The sequence below is a fragment of the Vibrio sp. 99-70-13A1 genome (genome assembly GCF_013114625.1).
Lineage (GTDB): Bacteria > Pseudomonadota > Gammaproteobacteria > Enterobacterales > Vibrionaceae > Vibrio.
On sequence record NZ_VTXD01000044.1, the window covers coordinates 19,061 to 34,000 of the forward strand.

General features: G+C 42.2%; 12 protein-coding genes. 8 read left to right on the forward strand and 4 right to left on the reverse strand.

What is annotated here, in order from left to right; genetic code table 11:
* Positions 1-62: 62 nt before the first annotated feature.
* Positions 63-2,510 carry a DEAD/DEAH box helicase family protein gene (locus F0226_RS20060; RefSeq protein WP_171737300.1) on the forward strand — a complete coding sequence of 816 codons (2,448 nt, stop codon included), beginning with the start codon at positions 63-65 and terminating at the stop codon, positions 2,508-2,510.
* A gap of 45 nt (positions 2,511-2,555) precedes the next feature.
* Here the strand turns inward: F0226_RS20060 and F0226_RS20065 are convergent, their stop codons facing one another.
* A complete protein-coding gene (locus F0226_RS20065; protein ID WP_046225068.1) occupies positions 2,556-2,933 on the reverse strand; it encodes a hypothetical protein in 378 nt (125 codons plus the stop codon).
* Positions 2,934-3,010: 77 nt separating this feature from the next.
* Between F0226_RS20065 and F0226_RS20070 the strand changes: the two genes are divergently transcribed.
* Complete coding sequence (locus F0226_RS20070) at positions 3,011-3,160, forward strand: hypothetical protein (protein ID WP_008220701.1); 150 nt, start codon at positions 3,011-3,013, stop codon at positions 3,158-3,160.
* Between the two features lie 160 nt (positions 3,161-3,320).
* Here F0226_RS20070 and F0226_RS20075 read toward each other — a convergent pair whose 3' ends face one another.
* Positions 3,321-3,719 carry a hypothetical protein gene (locus tag F0226_RS20075; RefSeq protein ID WP_171737301.1) on the reverse strand — a complete coding sequence of 133 codons (399 nt, stop codon included), beginning with the start codon at positions 3,717-3,719 and terminating at the stop codon, positions 3,321-3,323.
* Positions 3,720-3,874: 155 nt separating this feature from the next.
* Here F0226_RS20075 and F0226_RS20080 point away from each other — a divergent pair, with 155 nt between their 5' ends.
* On the forward strand, positions 3,875-5,392 hold the full coding sequence (locus tag F0226_RS20080; RefSeq protein ID WP_171737302.1) for an N-6 DNA methylase: 1,518 nt from the start codon (positions 3,875-3,877) through the stop codon (positions 5,390-5,392).
* The gene (locus F0226_RS20085; protein WP_171737303.1) at positions 5,392-7,167 is read left to right on the forward strand and encodes a restriction endonuclease subunit S; all 1,776 of its coding nucleotides are present in this window, start codon (positions 5,392-5,394) and stop codon (positions 7,165-7,167) included. Before F0226_RS20080 ends, F0226_RS20085 begins: the two co-directional genes overlap by 1 nt.
* Positions 7,168-7,268: 101 nt before the next feature.
* On the opposite strand, the gene F0226_RS20090 is transcribed toward F0226_RS20085, so the two are convergent.
* Both F0226_RS20090 and F0226_RS20095 read right to left on the reverse strand, forming a co-directional pair.
* The gene (locus F0226_RS20090; protein WP_171737304.1) at positions 7,269-7,526 is read right to left on the reverse strand and encodes a hypothetical protein; all 258 of its coding nucleotides are present in this window, start codon (positions 7,524-7,526) and stop codon (positions 7,269-7,271) included.
* Position 7,527: 1 nt separating this feature from the next.
* Positions 7,528-9,267, reverse strand: a complete 1,740-nt coding sequence (locus tag F0226_RS20095; RefSeq protein ID WP_171737305.1) for a hypothetical protein — start codon at positions 9,265-9,267, stop codon at positions 7,528-7,530.
* A gap of 260 nt (positions 9,268-9,527) precedes the next feature.
* Here F0226_RS20095 and F0226_RS20100 point away from each other — a divergent pair, with 260 nt between their 5' ends.
* The 4 genes from F0226_RS20100 to cas6f are packed head-to-tail and all read left to right on the forward strand — an operon-like array spanning position 9,528 to position 14,500.
* Positions 9,528-10,739: a TniQ family protein gene (locus tag F0226_RS20100; RefSeq protein ID WP_171737306.1), complete on the forward strand. Its 1,212-nt coding sequence runs from the start codon at positions 9,528-9,530 to the stop codon at positions 10,737-10,739.
* 2 nt (positions 10,740-10,741) lie between these two features.
* Positions 10,742-12,829: a type I-F CRISPR-associated protein Csy2 gene (locus F0226_RS20105; protein ID WP_171737307.1), complete on the forward strand. Its 2,088-nt coding sequence runs from the start codon at positions 10,742-10,744 to the stop codon at positions 12,827-12,829.
* A gap of 6 nt (positions 12,830-12,835) precedes the next feature.
* The gene (csy3, locus tag F0226_RS20110; protein WP_171737308.1) at positions 12,836-13,885 is read left to right on the forward strand and encodes a type I-F CRISPR-associated protein Csy3; all 1,050 of its coding nucleotides are present in this window, start codon (positions 12,836-12,838) and stop codon (positions 13,883-13,885) included.
* Positions 13,886-13,894: 9 nt separating this feature from the next.
* Positions 13,895-14,500, forward strand: a complete 606-nt coding sequence (gene cas6f / locus F0226_RS20115) for a type I-F CRISPR-associated endoribonuclease Cas6/Csy4 (RefSeq protein WP_171737309.1) — start codon at positions 13,895-13,897, stop codon at positions 14,498-14,500.
* The last annotated feature ends 440 nt before the right edge of the window (positions 14,501-14,940 follow it).

Here is a 14,940-nt window from a genome sequence, read left to right on the forward strand (position 1 = left end):
CGGATTTATATTGGCTTTACGATATACTGATTAGCTATTGAGTCTCTCTACGAGTAATCTAAATGGTCAGCAGCATTAATAAAGCTAAGTTATCTGAAACCGACATCATTACCAAATTCATACTTCCTGCGATTAAAGATGTAGGGTGGGATGATATGACTCAGATTCGCCAAGAAGTGAAACTGCGCGATGGTAAGGTGATCGTTCGTGGCCAAGCTGCTGCTCGTCAGAAAGTAAAATCAGCTGATATCGTTCTTTATCATAAGCCTAGTATGCCGCTTGCAGTGATTGAGGCAAAAGCCAATAAGCATGAAGTTGGCAAAGGCATGCAACAAGGCATGGTATACGCAGGCCTGCTAGAGGTGCCATTCGTTTTTGCCTCGAATGGTGATGGTTTTATTTTCCGAGACTTAACCAACCCAACTCAACTTGAAACGGAAATTCGTTTAGAGGATTTCCCAACACCTCAGCAATTGTGGGAAAAGTATTGTGCTTGGAAAGGGTATAAAGAAGAACATCTGCCAATTATCACCCAAGATTACCATGATGATGGCAGCGGTAAATCACCGCGTTACTACCAGCTTCAAGCTATCAACAAAACAGTAGAGGCCGTTGCTGCAGGCCAAGACAGAGCCTTACTGGTCATGGCGACGGGTACAGGTAAAACCTATACCGCATTTCAAATTATCTGGCGACTTTGGAAAGCTAAAGCCAAGAAACGAATTCTGTTCCTAGCGGATAGAAACATTCTTGTCGATCAAACAAAAACGAATGATTTTCAGCCGTTTGGCACGGCAATGACAAAAATTACAGGTCGCAAAGTCGATCCTGCTTTTGAGGTTCATCTAGCCCTTTATCAAGCGCTTACGGGACCAGAAGAAGAACAAAAAGCCTACAAGCAAGTAGACCCTAATTTCTTTGACTTAATCATCATTGACGAGTGTCACCGTGGTAGTGCTTCAGAAGACAGTGCTTGGCGTGAGATTCTTGAATACTTTAACAGTGCGACTCAAGTTGGTTTAACGGCAACACCAAAAGAGACCGATGAAGTATCTAACATCGAGTACTTTGGCGACCCAATTTATACCTACTCTCTTAAAGAAGGTATTGAGGATGGCTTCTTAGCCCCTTATAAGGTAGTTCGTGTTGACATTGATGTGGACGTCCAAGGTTGGCGACCAACCAAAGGGCAAACCGACAAAAATGGCGAAGTGATTGAAGACCGAATCTACAACCAAAAAGATTTTGATCGCACTATGGTTATTGATGAGCGTACAGAGCTTGTCGCACAAACCATCACCAACTATCTGAAACGTACCGACCCAATGGCCAAAACCATCGTGTTCTGTAACGACATCGATCATGCAGATCGTATGCGCCGTGCGTTGGTAAACTTGAACCCTGAGCAAGTTAAGAAGAACGATAAATACGTCATGAAGATCACGGGTGATGATGACATTGGCAAAGATCAGCTAGACAATTTCATCAATCCTAAGAAAAAATACCCTGTTATTGCCACGACTTCAGAGCTAATGACGACGGGAGTTGATGCAAAAACCTGCAAGCTAGTAGTGCTTGATCAAGGTATTCAATCGATGACCAAGTTTAAGCAAATCATTGGTCGTGGTACTCGTATTGATGATCGCTATGGCAAGCTTTGGTTCACTATCTTGGATTTCAAAAAAGCGACAGAACTGTTTGCTGATGAACGCTTCGACGGAACTCCAGAACGCGTGAAGGTCACGACTCCAGAGCAGTTCGAAGATGAAGAAGATTTAGATGACATCATCGACGGCGTTGATGATGTCGATGTTGATAACCCATTCGGTGATGAAGACATTGATCCTGATTCAATTCAAGAACCAGAGGCTACCTATGGCGAAGATTTTGGAAGCTCCCCTGAAAGTACAGGCGGTGCAGACGATTGGGATGATGAGAATAGAGTTCGCAAATTCCATGTGAATGGAGTTCCAGTCAAAGCGCTTGCTGAACGTGTCCAATATTATGATTCAGACGGTAAGCTTGTAACCGAGTCATTTAAAGATTACACCCGTAAAACTATGGTGAAACAGTTCTCCTCTTTAGATGAGTTCACCAAGCGTTGGAACGAATCTGACCGTAAGCAAGCCATTATCGATGAGCTAGCCGAAGCCGGTATTCTATGGGAAGCGCTAGAAGACGAAGTGGGTAAAGAGATGGACCCATTCGATATGATTTGCCATGTCGTTTACGATCAACCCGCTTTAACTCGTAAAGAGCGCGCCGATAACGTGAAGAAGCGTAACTACTTCACTAAATATGGCGATACCGCGCAGCAGGTGCTGAACAACCTCCTTGATAAGTATGCCGATGAAGGTGTGCAAGAGATCGAAAACATTCATGTTCTTAAAGTGAAACCTTTCGATGAAATGGGCAGACCGTTAGAAATCATTAAGAAAGGCTTTGGTGGCAAACTGCAATATTTAGAAGCGGTTAATGAACTGGAAGCTGCTATCTACCAATCTGCCTAACAATATTCACACCGTGTAGATACGAAAACCTTTAAGGCCGCTAATTTAGCGGCCTTTTTTGTCTTCATCGGAGAGATCCAGTTCAGATGAGAGTAGTGCAAGCTGATCGGCTAACATTCCGCTTATGCAGTTGTGATCAATATATCTAGGTAAAATATTGCCTAAGTTGAGGGCTTGGTAGTCAGGGTGTTCAAACAGTACTTGTAAATACTTATTAAGGCGCTCTTCAGGCGTCGAATCACGCTTTAGCTGCTTTTTGATGTTTTGACCAAGCTTACGGATATTCTCTTTGTCTGTTTCTTTAAAATCGTCGTTATCATTGAGCTCTTCGTAGAGTACATCAGCAAACCGATGATGGCTCCAACCTAATGCGTCTAAAGTATTTTGAATCTGTTTTTGCTTTTGTTTTGTAGTTGTCCCCATAGTTCCCCAACCCCTTAGTTAATATTACCTGGTCTTAGCGAAGACACATTAATAACGATATTTTTAAGGATAAAATCATGACTAAATCAAAAGCACCAATGACACCAGAAGCCGCTGCTCGCATTCAAGGTAATGCCGCAAAACAAAACGGTGGGCAAGTTCCTAAAGGCGACTTTGCTGGCCGAGCTCAACGCGCAGCTGCTCACAACCAAAAACAAGGGAAATAGGAGTTCATCATGAATAAACCAGCTTCAAGTACACCTAAAGGTGGCGCTAAGCCGAATCCAAATTACCCAAGCACGACGGGCAAACCATCGGGCGGTGGTCGCGGAAACACACCTAAGCGCTAATAATTAAAGGAGGGGTAGCATAATGCTGCCTCTCCTTTTATGAGCATCTGTTAGCGTGTTGCTTGAATGTGCGAAGAAATATAGCTTGATCTGATTTGTAGTCTGAATATGCCACATCATTTTCTGTTTTTTCTAATGCGCATAAACAAGTTTCCCGTTTACTTTCATACCAACTTACGGACACCATGTTTTTGCTAGAATTCACGCAAGTATCGACAATCGCGTATTCCACTTCGAGAGGATACCTTTCTTTGTCTAACCCACTTTCAACTGCGTAACCCCCTAGGGCTCCAACCAGTAAAGCGGAGCTAGCAGAAACGAGCTTTCGCTTGCTGAACTTAAACCCTTTAAAGCTCTTCTCACACTCTGAACACGATATGTTTTCTGCAAATTCAATCTCATTGTCCTTCTGGCAACGAGGGCATTCTATGTTCATTATTTAGCCAACTGTATTTATGATTATGATTTTATAAGTTCAGGCTATAGATTAATGAATCTTATATCTATGGTTTCATAGAACTAACTTCATTTTTTTTGACCTAGTTCTGCTATAATTCGCCCCAAATTTTCAGTTATTTATAAGTAGAAAACATGTCTATCAGTTCAGTTATCAAATCCATTCAAGACATCATGCGTAAAGATGCCGGTGTCGACGGCGATGCGCAGCGCCTTGGCCAAATGTCTTGGTTACTCTTCCTTAAAGTATTCGATGCGCAAGAAGAAGAGTTAGAACTAGAACTGGACGACTACAAATTCCCAATCCCAGAGCAATATCTGTGGCGCAACTGGGCACAAGATGCTGAAGGTATCACTGGTGATGAACTGCTTGAGTTTGTGAACGACGACCTTTTCTACAAACTGAAAAACCTAACCGCGCCAGTAGACCTAAACCCTCGTGGCTTTGTTGCTAAAGAAGCGTTTAGCGATGCCTTCAACTATATGAAAAACGGCACACTGCTGCGCCAAGTGATTAACAAGCTGAACGAAATAGATTTTACCGACTCGTCAGAGCGTCACCTGTTTGGTGATATCTACGAACAAATCTTAAAAGATCTGCAAAGTGCAGGTAACGCGGGGGAATTCTATACTCCACGTGCTGTTACACGCTTCATCGTTAATCGTTTAGATCCAAAACTGGGCGAAGCGATTATGGACCCTGCAACGGGTACGGGTGGCTTCCTTGCGTGTTCGTTTGACCATGTGAAAGACAACTACGTGAAAACAGCAGCCGATCACCAAACACTGCAAAAGCAGATCCACGGTGTCGAAAAGAAACAACTGCCACACCTACTGTGTATCACCAACATGATGCTGCACGGCATTGAAGTACCAGTGCAAATCAAACACGGTAATACGCTGAATAAGCCGCTTTCAAGTTGGGACAGCAACATCAACGTGATTGCGACCAACCCTCCGTTTGGTGGAACAGAAGAAGACGGCATTGAAAAGAACTTCCCAGCCGAAATGCAAACTCGTGAAACCGCTGACTTGTTCCTACAGCTGATCATCGAAGTGTTAGACGAAGGCTCAGAAACGCAAAGTGGCGGCCGAGCAGGGGTAGTATTGCCAGACGGCACATTGTTTGGTGAAGGCGTTAAAACCAAAATCAAAAAGATGCTGTGTGAGGAGTGTAACCTGCACACCATTGTACGTTTACCTAATGGGGTATTTAACCCATACACAGGCATTAAAACCAACATTCTGTTTTTCACCAAAGGCAAGCCAACCAAAGATGTATGGTTCTACGAGCACCCATACCCAGAAGGCGTCAAAAACTACAGCAAAACCAAGCCAATGAAGTTTGAAGAGTTCCAACAAGAGATCGATTGGTGGGGCAATGAAGCAGACGGTTTTGATAGCCGTGTAGAGAACAATCACGCGTGGAAAGTGCCAATCGCCGATATTATTGAGCGCAACTTCAACCTAGATATTAAAAACCCATACCAAGGTGAAGTGGTAAGTCACGATCCAAACGAGCTTCTAGAAAGCTACCAACAGCAGCAACAAGAGATCTCTCAGCTTCGTAACCAGTTAAAAGGCATTCTAGGCGATGCGCTGAAATCATCGGTAGATTCGACGTCTGTTACAACAACTGGTGAGAGTAAATAATGAGCGTAGAACAAACCTCTATGAACCAGTTGATCACCGACAATATCGACATTTGGACGTCAACCGTTAAAACCAAATCTGCCTCTGGTCGCGGCAGCAGCAAAAAGCGCGAGCTTTATGGCGTGAAGAAGCTGCGAGAGCTGATCTTGGAATTGGCGGTGCGCGGTAAGTTAGTCCCTCAAGATTCAACGGATGAACCTGCATCGGTACTGCTTGGTAACATTAAGGAAGAACAAGCGAGACTTGTAAAAGAAAAAAAGATTAAGAAACCAAAGCCATTACCTCCTCTTAGTAGTTCGGATAAGCCATTCACACTACCTTTAGGATGGGAATGGGAGCTTTTTGGGAATGTATGCCATATCGAAAGAGGGGGATCGCCTCGACCAATTAAGTCATTTATAACTGATTCATCAGATGGTCTAAACTGGATTAAAATTGGCGATACAGACATTGGTGGAAAGTACATTACCAGTACTGCTGAGAAAATACGTCCAGAGGGGTTGTCTAAAACGCGCCAAGTTTACCCCGGTGATTTTCTTCTGACTAACTCAATGAGCTTTGGCCGCCCTTATATTACAAAGATCGAAGGATGTATTCATGATGGATGGTTACGACTTAGTCCGCCATCATCTTTAGATAAAGATTATTTATATAGCTTGTTGTCTTCACCATTTATTGTGCGTTCTTTTAAGAAAAGTGCAGCTGGTGCTGTAGTGATGAACCTAAATGCTGACAAAGTTAGAGAAACAATTGTTGCAATTCCACCGACGTCAGAACAACACCGCATCGTCGCCAAAGTCGATGAACTTATGACACTCTGCGACCAACTGGAACAACAAACTGAAGCCAGTATTACGGCACATCAGGTATTGGTGACAACGCTGTTAGACACGCTAACCAACTCTGCAAACGCTGAAGAGTTAATGCAAAACTGGGCTCGAATCAGCGAGCACTTCGATACCCTGTTCACGGCAGAAGCGAGCATCGACCAGCTAAAACAAACCATCCTGCAACTGGCGGTAATGGGTAAGCTTGTCCCACAAGACCCAAATGATGAACCTGCGGCAAAGCTGCTTGAGCGTATTGCGGAAGAAAAAGCGCAGTTGATTAAAGAGAAAAAAATCAAAAAGCAGAAAGTACTGCCGCCGATCGCTGATGATGAAAAGCTGTTTGAACTGCCGAATGGATGGGAGTGGGCAAGAGTAGGTACTTTTGGAGTTCTCGGAACAGGAGCAACTCCTTCAAGGAGCAATCCTAAATATTGGGATTCTCCAGATCATAATTGGGTTTCTAGTGGTGAGACAGCAAACTTGTTTGTTGGGCAAACAAAAGAAAAAGTTTCAGAGCTTGCCATCAAAGAAACTAATGTTTCAGTATACCCAGTTGGTACATTGATAGTTGCAATGTATGGTCAAGGGAAGACACGAGGGCAAATTACGGAGCTTAGTGAGCCTGCGGGTACAAACCAAGCTTGTGCAGCTATCAGTCTAATTGAACCGAACACTGCCCATAAAGATTTTGTTAAGTTGTATTTTAGGAAGTCTTACGAGGAACTTCGTAGTAATGCAGCAGGAGGAGCGCAACCTAATTTAAATGTAGGTAAGGTTCAAAACACAGTAATTGCAGTGCCACCATTAGAAGAGCAGCATCGAATTAATGTGATGGTACATTCATTACTTGAACTTTGTGACAGTCTTAAATGTAACTTAACAAAAGCTCAAACCACTCAATTACATCTCACTGATGCTATTGTTGAACAGTGTGCTCGTCTCTAAAGGAAAGGGGGCTGTCTTCAATAATAAAACGTGCTTATTTGAAAAAGGAAGAAGGGGCTTGAATTGGCCCCTTTAATGCTTTAAAAAAGTTGAAAAGATAATCAATTTAAAGAGTAGGATAATGAAGTTTTCAAATTCTTTATATCGAAAGCATTGACCTCTTTGAGCATATCTTTGCGATAGTCCTCAAGGGAAGAGTACTGATCGGAGTTATCAACAATGGTTTTGATTATCTTTAGTTCAGGCAAGTCACAAAGCTCTTTTTCTGATAAGAAAGAGAAGTATAGATTAGCGACTCTAGGATCTTTATATGCCATTTCAATGATAGAAAGAACTAATTTTTTTTGTTCTGTATTCATATCAACGCCCTCTACTAAATTCTTTTGCTAAAGAGTCTCTCAAACTTCGCTGAGTTTTATTTCTGTCAGACTCACTAATTTTTATTGGAGTAACCTCATTCTTACGCAGAACAGATTTTTCTTCAAGTCTACCATCGATTGTCCATTGCTTTTCAGGACTTATTGTTAATTCTAGCATTAAACCGTCGTGATCATCTTTAAGATTAAGTGTAGTCGCACTTTTTCCCGGTTCGCTCCAGAGAGCAACATCTGAACTTGGATCGTGTCCTAGCCCTGTCGCTCGCTGGGTCATGCCTAAAGCTGTTACTGATAGAACAGATGAACCGGGATCGTCAGAAAGAACTGCGGCATATTTCCCAGGCCAACGAAAGCTCAATTGAGGGCCATCTAAAAGTAGGCTTACTACCAAATTAGCACCTACAGACCTTACTGCTTGTGCAACGGGCTCTTGTCGCGCTAAATCCTCACATATTAGCGGACATAGGGTGACTTGCTTATTTGAATGTACAGTCAAAAGGCGTCTACGCCCAATCTTTATTTTCTCCCACCATTTCCTACCGGGATCTAGAGCATTTGCAAGATTGTAGTTTCGAATTTGGCTCTGATCTAAGAACCATCGATGATGCTTTCTTTGTTCTTCTATTTGATAGGTGCCAAGCTCATTTACGAACGCTAGCTTAGCTGAGTTTATGCCGTATCCATCAAGCTCTTCACCATAAACTCCCGATAGCAATGATGGAGCGTGTTCTTTAAATATATGCGAAAGATCGTTACAAATATCTTCAAATGTTTTATTTGACATCGCACACTCAGGTAGAACTATGAGGTCAACCTGTCCGGCACGATTGATACCTTGTTTTAGAGCCGCAAGGAATAGTTTGGTATCAATACTTTTTTTTGGTTTGTAGTCAAAGAAACCAAAGTACTCATCCATGTCCATTTCCGGGTCATTCTTAGCTATCTTAAAAGATGATGAGGAAACCGTTTGAGGCCAAGGTAAAAAAAGAATGTTGTATGATGATTTATTAAAGCCATGAGATTTAGCTCTATTAGAGACAATATGTGGTTTAACTGTAGGTTTAATAACGGTTAAATTATGTGTCACGTTATTCATGGTTAAGCCTGTTTGCGGAACCGAGGATTTAAAAGTTACGATTCCATTTTTACTATGGCAATCCGAAATGTTAGATGTTGTATTTAATTTCGATTGACTAATAGTTTTAGATGACTCTCTCAGGAAGAGGAAAAACTGAAGTGGTTCTAATTTGTCATAATTACACACATTAATGTTTGAAAAGAGTTTGTCTATGGCGAGCAGCATTTTAAAACATGCTTTTGAGAATTGAGGATCTTTAAAAAGCTCATATATACATGAATTGTAAGTATCCTTGTTGAAAATGATTGTTAAATTATGGAGTATATCAAAGCTCGCAAACGGTAAATTTTGCTGAGAATACATATCTGCTAATAACTTATGCCAATCTTTGTCAATTATATTTACCTCTTCTTTATCTACTTTCTTCCATCCAAAGCCATTTTTGGGAGAAACAAGTAGTCGATATTTATCAGTTCTTTCTATTAACGTATAAAGAATAACGAATATATTCGGAGGCCAGTAGATAAGGTCAGCAAAGTTTGTCACATCAGAAACGGGCTCTTTACTACTATAAAGTGTAAGTTCCTCGAGACTATTAAGTTCTAGGTCCGGGAAATATTGATGGATATGCTGCTTAAACTTCATGAATTTTCCTCAATGATAGAAGGCATATTTTATTTGATCCTCCTTAAATATCAACAAATTAAACCGGTTGTTGTGAAACTACTGGTATTGATGCTTTTATTCTGATTAATGCTTTAGCGTTGTCATAGCAAGTATCCCTGGCACGCTAAGGGGAAATCTTCATAGATAAGTCCATTTGCTATTAAAGTTTTTGTAATCTTGAAAAAATAACGATCTACTCTACACTAAAACTTAGAAATTCTAAGTTTTAGTGGTGGCATGTGAAAACGGACATTCAACTTTACCCTGACGAATCGCTCGAAAGCTTCTTGTTGCGCTTATCGCAAGAACAAGGTTACGAGCGATTTTCTCATTTCGCCGAAGACATCTGGTTCGACACCATGGATCAACATGAGGCGATTGCTGGTGCTTTCCCCTTAGAGCTCAACCGAGTCAATATCTATCACGCTCAAACCACAAGCCAAATGCGGGTGCGAGTGCTTATCCACCTTGAGAACCAATTAAAGCTCAATAACTTTGGTGTACTGCGTCTAGCGTTATCACATTCAAAAGCTCAATTCTCTCCACAGTACAAAGCTGTGCATAGATTCGGCTCTGACTACCCTTATGCTTTTCTTCGCAAACGCTTCACACCTATTTGCCCCCTATGTATTGGCGAAGCTCCTTACATTCGCCAGCAGTGGCAATTTATCTCTCACCAAGCTTGTGAGCATCATGGCAGTAAACTGATTCATCACTGTCCTGAGTGTATGTCGAGACTTGAATATCAAAGTACCGAGGGTATTAGCCAATGTGAATGTGGTTTTGAACTTCGAAACTCGCCAGTAGAGGAGGCGCCAGAGGCTGAGACCTTGGTCGCTCGATGGTTGTCAGGAAATGATTCAAAACCCTTGGGATTGCAGAAGTCAGAAATGACGTTATCTGAGCGCTATGGTTTTTTACTTTGGTATGTAAATCGCTATGGTGATATCGATGAGCTCAGTTTTGAGTCATTCATTGAATATTGTGGCTCTTGGCCAACAGCATTGTGGCAAGACCTCGATGCCTTGAAAGAGAAGGCAGAACTTGTTCGCGTAAAAGATTGGAAGAAAATGTTTTTCAATGAAGCCTTTGGTGCTCTGCTTAAAGATTGTCGCCAGTTACCCAGTCGGAAGTTGAGTCATAATATCGTACTTACTCAGGTGTTAACTTACTTTACAAAGCTGATGGCAACAGTGCCTTCAAGCGCGAAAGGAAATATCGGTGATGTACTGCTCAGCCCCTTAGAAGCTTCTACATTGCTCTCTTGTACAACGGATGAAGTGTATCGGTTGTATGAGTTTGGTGAGATCAAAGCCGCTATTAGGCCGAGAATACATACAAAGATAGCGAGTCATGAATCGGCGTTTACATTAAGAAGTGTCATCGAAACAAAGCTGACTCGAATGAGCTCTGAAAGTGATGGTTTAAGTGTGTATCTACCTGAGTGGTAATTATGACGAAATTAAGTGACTTATTAACAATTGAAGACGAAGCAGTAAAGCAGGCTGCGCTAAAGAAGATCTTCATGCCCTATACGGAAGATGTCTGTGTTGAAGGGTATGAAAAAGAAGCATTAACGATCTTGCTTAATCTCAGTTCAAGCCATCAAGCGGATAGATGCTCGAATTGGTTGGATGTTGCCCGTGCTAAAAGGCATTTAAAAGCCGCTGATAACCTAGAGGCATCCCTTGATGAGATCAAATGGTTCCACACTCATAATCTCAAGTTTCCAGACTGCCGAGTTAAAGATCAGCGAATAGTTGCACAGCCTCTTGTGACAACCGAGGCATTTATTTCAAGCGCAGCATTACAGCAACGCTTGGGGTGGGCGCATAACTCTGCAGTGTATCGCCATACATTGTGGTTATTGAACCCTTTTCGTTGGCAATCACAGTCCGTGAGTCTTCTTTCACTTATTCAGCAAGAAACCCCTGTTTGGCTCGAGCTGCTTAAAGGTTTTGGTTTAGGCACTAAGTCACTTGCTCGCTTACAAAACACAATGGCAGAAGATCTACCTGAAAATAGCCTCCCTGACAGTGTCAGCACTTACAGCAAGCAACTACGGTTTCCATGGGGGGATGATTATGTTTCAGTCACACCAGTGGTCAGTCATGCTATTCAAAGTGAGCTAGAAGTGAGAGCGCGAAGTCAGGAAAGTAAGCTCAGCTTTGTGTCTTCGTCACTGCCAAATTCTGCAAGTATCGGGAACTTGTGCGGCAGTTTAGGTGGGCATATGAAAGCCCTTAACTACCCGCTAAACGTCAAACCAGCGAAAGGTGGGACGTTACCTGAAAGTCGCAAAAAGAGTGGTCACTACTTTGATGACTATCAGGTAACTAACGCCAAAATTTGTCAGGTGTTAAATCATCTAATTGGTTCAGAGCCATCAAAAACACAAAAGCAAAGGGAGAGCGCTCGTAAGGTTAGAAGTAAGATATTGCGAAAGCAGATAGCCTTGTGGATGCTTCCATTAATTGAGTTAAGAGATATTGTTGATGCTGACCCTAATCAACAGCCATTGGAACATGATGACACTTTAGCTAAGGCCTTTTTGGTGCTACCTGAATCGGATCTGGGCTCCTTAGCTAGTGAGTTGAACCGCCGCTTACATCTCGCGCTTCAAAATAATAAGTTTGCCGCAAAGTTTGCCTATCATCCCAAGCTTATGCAGGTCATCAAAGCCCAAATCGTATGGGTACTTGAACAAATTAGTAAACCAAGTAGTAATGAGGATAAGGTAACGGGTGAGCAGTATATTTATTTGTCATCAATGAGAGTGCAAGGTGCGGTCGCAATGAGTAGCCCATATCTGTGTGGTGCTCCTTCTTTGACGGCTATTTGGGGTTTCATGCACCATTACCAAAGAGAGTTTAATAAGCTAGTTAATTGTGATTCCCCGTTTGAGTTTTCGAGTTTCTCTTTTTATGTTCGAAGCGAGAAGATTCAACCGACAGCGAAGCTTACCGAACCCAACTCAGTCGCCAAAGCACGAACGGTTTCTAACGCGAAGCGACCAACTATTCGTAGTGAACGATTGGCGGACCTAGAAATAGACTTAGTTATCAGAGTCTATAGCGACAGCCGAATTTCAGATTTTAAGTCCGCGCTTAAAACGGCCCTTCCCGTTGCTTTCGCCGGAGGGGCATTATACCAACCACAGCTATCGACGCAGATTGAGTGGCTAAGGACATTTACCAGCAAGAGTGAGCTTTTCCATGTCATAAAAGGGTTACCAGCATACGGGCGATGGTTATATCCAAGTGAAAACCAGCCGAGTGATTTTGATGAGCTAGAGCGTTTTATTACTAAAGACGCTGATAATTTGCCAGTTTCCATCGGCTACCATTTGTTAGAGCATCCAACTAAACGGGGCAACTCAATCACCAGTTGTCACGCTTATGCAGAGAATGCGATAGGACTTGCTCAGCGAGTTAGCCCCATAGAAGTGCGTTTTAGTGGAAGAGATCACTTTTTAAACCACGCCTTTTGGTCGATAGAATGCAGTAGCGAAACTATTCTTATAAAAAACTATAGGGATTAATCGTTTATGGAACTTTGCACTCAGCTGAACTACGTTCGATCACTCTCTGCTGGCAAAGCATATTTCTACTATATATCTAAAAGTGGTGAGATGTGTCCCCTTGAAATTGATAGGACTAGGTTGCGTGCGCCAAAAGGTGGTTATGCAGAAGCATATAAAGGGGGCAAGTTTGTACAAAAGAATGTTGCTCCACAAGATTTAGCTCACTCCAATCCTCAGTTCATCGAAGAGTGTTATGTAAAGCCAGGTGTCGATGATATCTACTGTGCATTCCCTCTTCGAATTCGAGCAAATTCTCTAACCCCAGATATCTGTAGTGATGATGAAGTGCGCAGTAAACTTTCGTTACTTGCTAAAACTTATAAAGAGCTTAACGGATATCATGAGTTAGCTCATCGATACGCCAAGAATATCCTGCTTGGCAGTTGGCTTTGGCGCAACAGAGAGTGTCGAAAGCTGTCGATAGAAGTGACCACCAGTGATTCACAAACCTTGATTGTAGAAAACGCAACAAAGCTTTCTTGGTATGGTCATTGGGATGAGGCTTCAGCAGAATGCCTAGAAAAGCTCACAGCCTATTTGATGCGAGCCCTTTCCGATCCGAACGAATATTTCTATATGGATGTAAAAGCTAAAATTGGAGTTGGTTGGGGAGATGAGGTTTACCCAAGCCAAGAGTTTTTAGATAGCCGAGAAGATGGTGTTCCTACTAAGCAGTTAGCTACAGTCGAACTATTGAACGGAAAGGAAACTGTTGCATTTCATGGTCAAAAAATTGGTGCAGCATTGCAATCGATTGACGATTGGTGGCATGAAGACGCAGATAAGCCCTTAAGAGTGAATGAGTATGGGGCAGACCGAGAATACGTTATAGCAAGGCGACATGTGTCCCATGGAAATGATTTTTACCAATTAGTCAGAAATACAGAGAATTGGATTGAGACAATGACAGCTTCTCAGACCATCTCAAATGACGTGCACTTTATTATGTCGGTCTTGATCAAGGGTGGTCTCTTTAATTGCTCAAGTTCAAAGTCTAAAGCGAAGGCTAAGTAAGGGAGATGTATGACTAAGCGTTACTACTTCTTAATACGTTACACGCCTGTTCGAGCCGACTATGAGTTATTAGCAGGGCGTTGTATCTCTCAAATGCACTTGTTTATGGTGAATAACCGACAAGCGATGAATAGGATTGGTGTGAGCTTTCCTGATTGGAATGAATCTACAGTTGGTCAAACTATTGCTTTTGTTGCCGAAGATAAAGAGGTGATGGTTGGACTCTCTTTTCAGCCTTATTTTTCTTTGATGGTAAATGAAGGTTTGTTTGAGATCTCCAGTGTTTGTGAGGTGCCTGACATTGCGGCTGAGGTGAGGTTTACCCGTAACCAAACGATTGGGAAAAGCTTTTTAGGCTCCAAGAAACGCCGAATCAAACGAAGCATGGTTAGAGCCGAACTATCTGGTGTTGAACCATCGTTACCAGCTACTAATGAAGAGCGAATCATCGATAGTTTTCATCGAATACCAGTCTCTAGCGGCTCATCTGCGCAAGATTATATTTTGTTCGTGCAAAAGGAGTTTGTAGGTGAGAGCGTTGCAGCAAACTTTAATAGCTATGGTTTAGCGACGAACGAAGAAAGAAGAGGAACTGTCCCTGACTTGCGCTTTTGACCCTTTTTTGAAAGCTCTTTTTCGGGGAAGTAAAAACAAGGAGTTACAGACGCAAGAAGAAAAAGGATATTTTATGGATTTGTGATGTAAAGTCCATGGAATTAACAGCTTAGCGACTATAGTTAACACTGTCCTGCCGCATAGGCAGCTAAGAAAGATGATTTGATTAGTTCAGCCATCGAGGTATCGTGTCCTGCCGCATAGGCAGCTAAGAATAGGCCAGGAAGAAAGCAACCCTCCTGCTGAACAAGCAGTTAGTAATCAAAACCATCAAGTTTAGGCTTGATGGTTTTTTGTTGGCGCTGATTTTACCAGTCACATTTTCTAACACGGAAATGCCCCAAAGTTTGTTAGACCAATGAAAAATAGGCTGATAAAAGCATGCATGAACTAGTTTGTCGTAATATCAACCTGTATCATCATTTCGCTTTTTGTAATTC

Excerpts from the sequence above, each read along its gene's own strand:
- F0226_RS20060 (WP_171737300.1), top strand. The coding sequence starts at position 63 with ATGGTCAGCAGCATTAATAAAGCTAAGTTATCTGAAACCGACATCATT.
- F0226_RS20065 (WP_046225068.1), bottom strand. The coding sequence starts at position 2,933 with ATGGGGACAACTACAAAACAAAAGCAAAAACAGATTCAAAATACTTTA.
- F0226_RS20070 (WP_008220701.1), top strand. The coding sequence starts at position 3,011 with ATGACTAAATCAAAAGCACCAATGACACCAGAAGCCGCTGCTCGCATT.
- F0226_RS20075 (WP_171737301.1), bottom strand. The coding sequence starts at position 3,719 with ATGAACATAGAATGCCCTCGTTGCCAGAAGGACAATGAGATTGAATTT.
- F0226_RS20080 (WP_171737302.1), top strand. The coding sequence starts at position 3,875 with ATGTCTATCAGTTCAGTTATCAAATCCATTCAAGACATCATGCGTAAA.
- F0226_RS20085 (WP_171737303.1), top strand. The coding sequence starts at position 5,392 with ATGAGCGTAGAACAAACCTCTATGAACCAGTTGATCACCGACAATATC.
- F0226_RS20090 (WP_171737304.1), bottom strand. The coding sequence starts at position 7,526 with ATGAATACAGAACAAAAAAAATTAGTTCTTTCTATCATTGAAATGGCA.
- F0226_RS20095 (WP_171737305.1), bottom strand. The coding sequence starts at position 9,267 with ATGAAGTTTAAGCAGCATATCCATCAATATTTCCCGGACCTAGAACTT.
- F0226_RS20105 (WP_171737307.1), top strand. The coding sequence starts at position 10,742 with ATGACGAAATTAAGTGACTTATTAACAATTGAAGACGAAGCAGTAAAG.
- csy3 (WP_171737308.1), top strand. The coding sequence starts at position 12,836 with ATGGAACTTTGCACTCAGCTGAACTACGTTCGATCACTCTCTGCTGGC.
- cas6f (WP_171737309.1), top strand. The coding sequence starts at position 13,895 with ATGACTAAGCGTTACTACTTCTTAATACGTTACACGCCTGTTCGAGCC.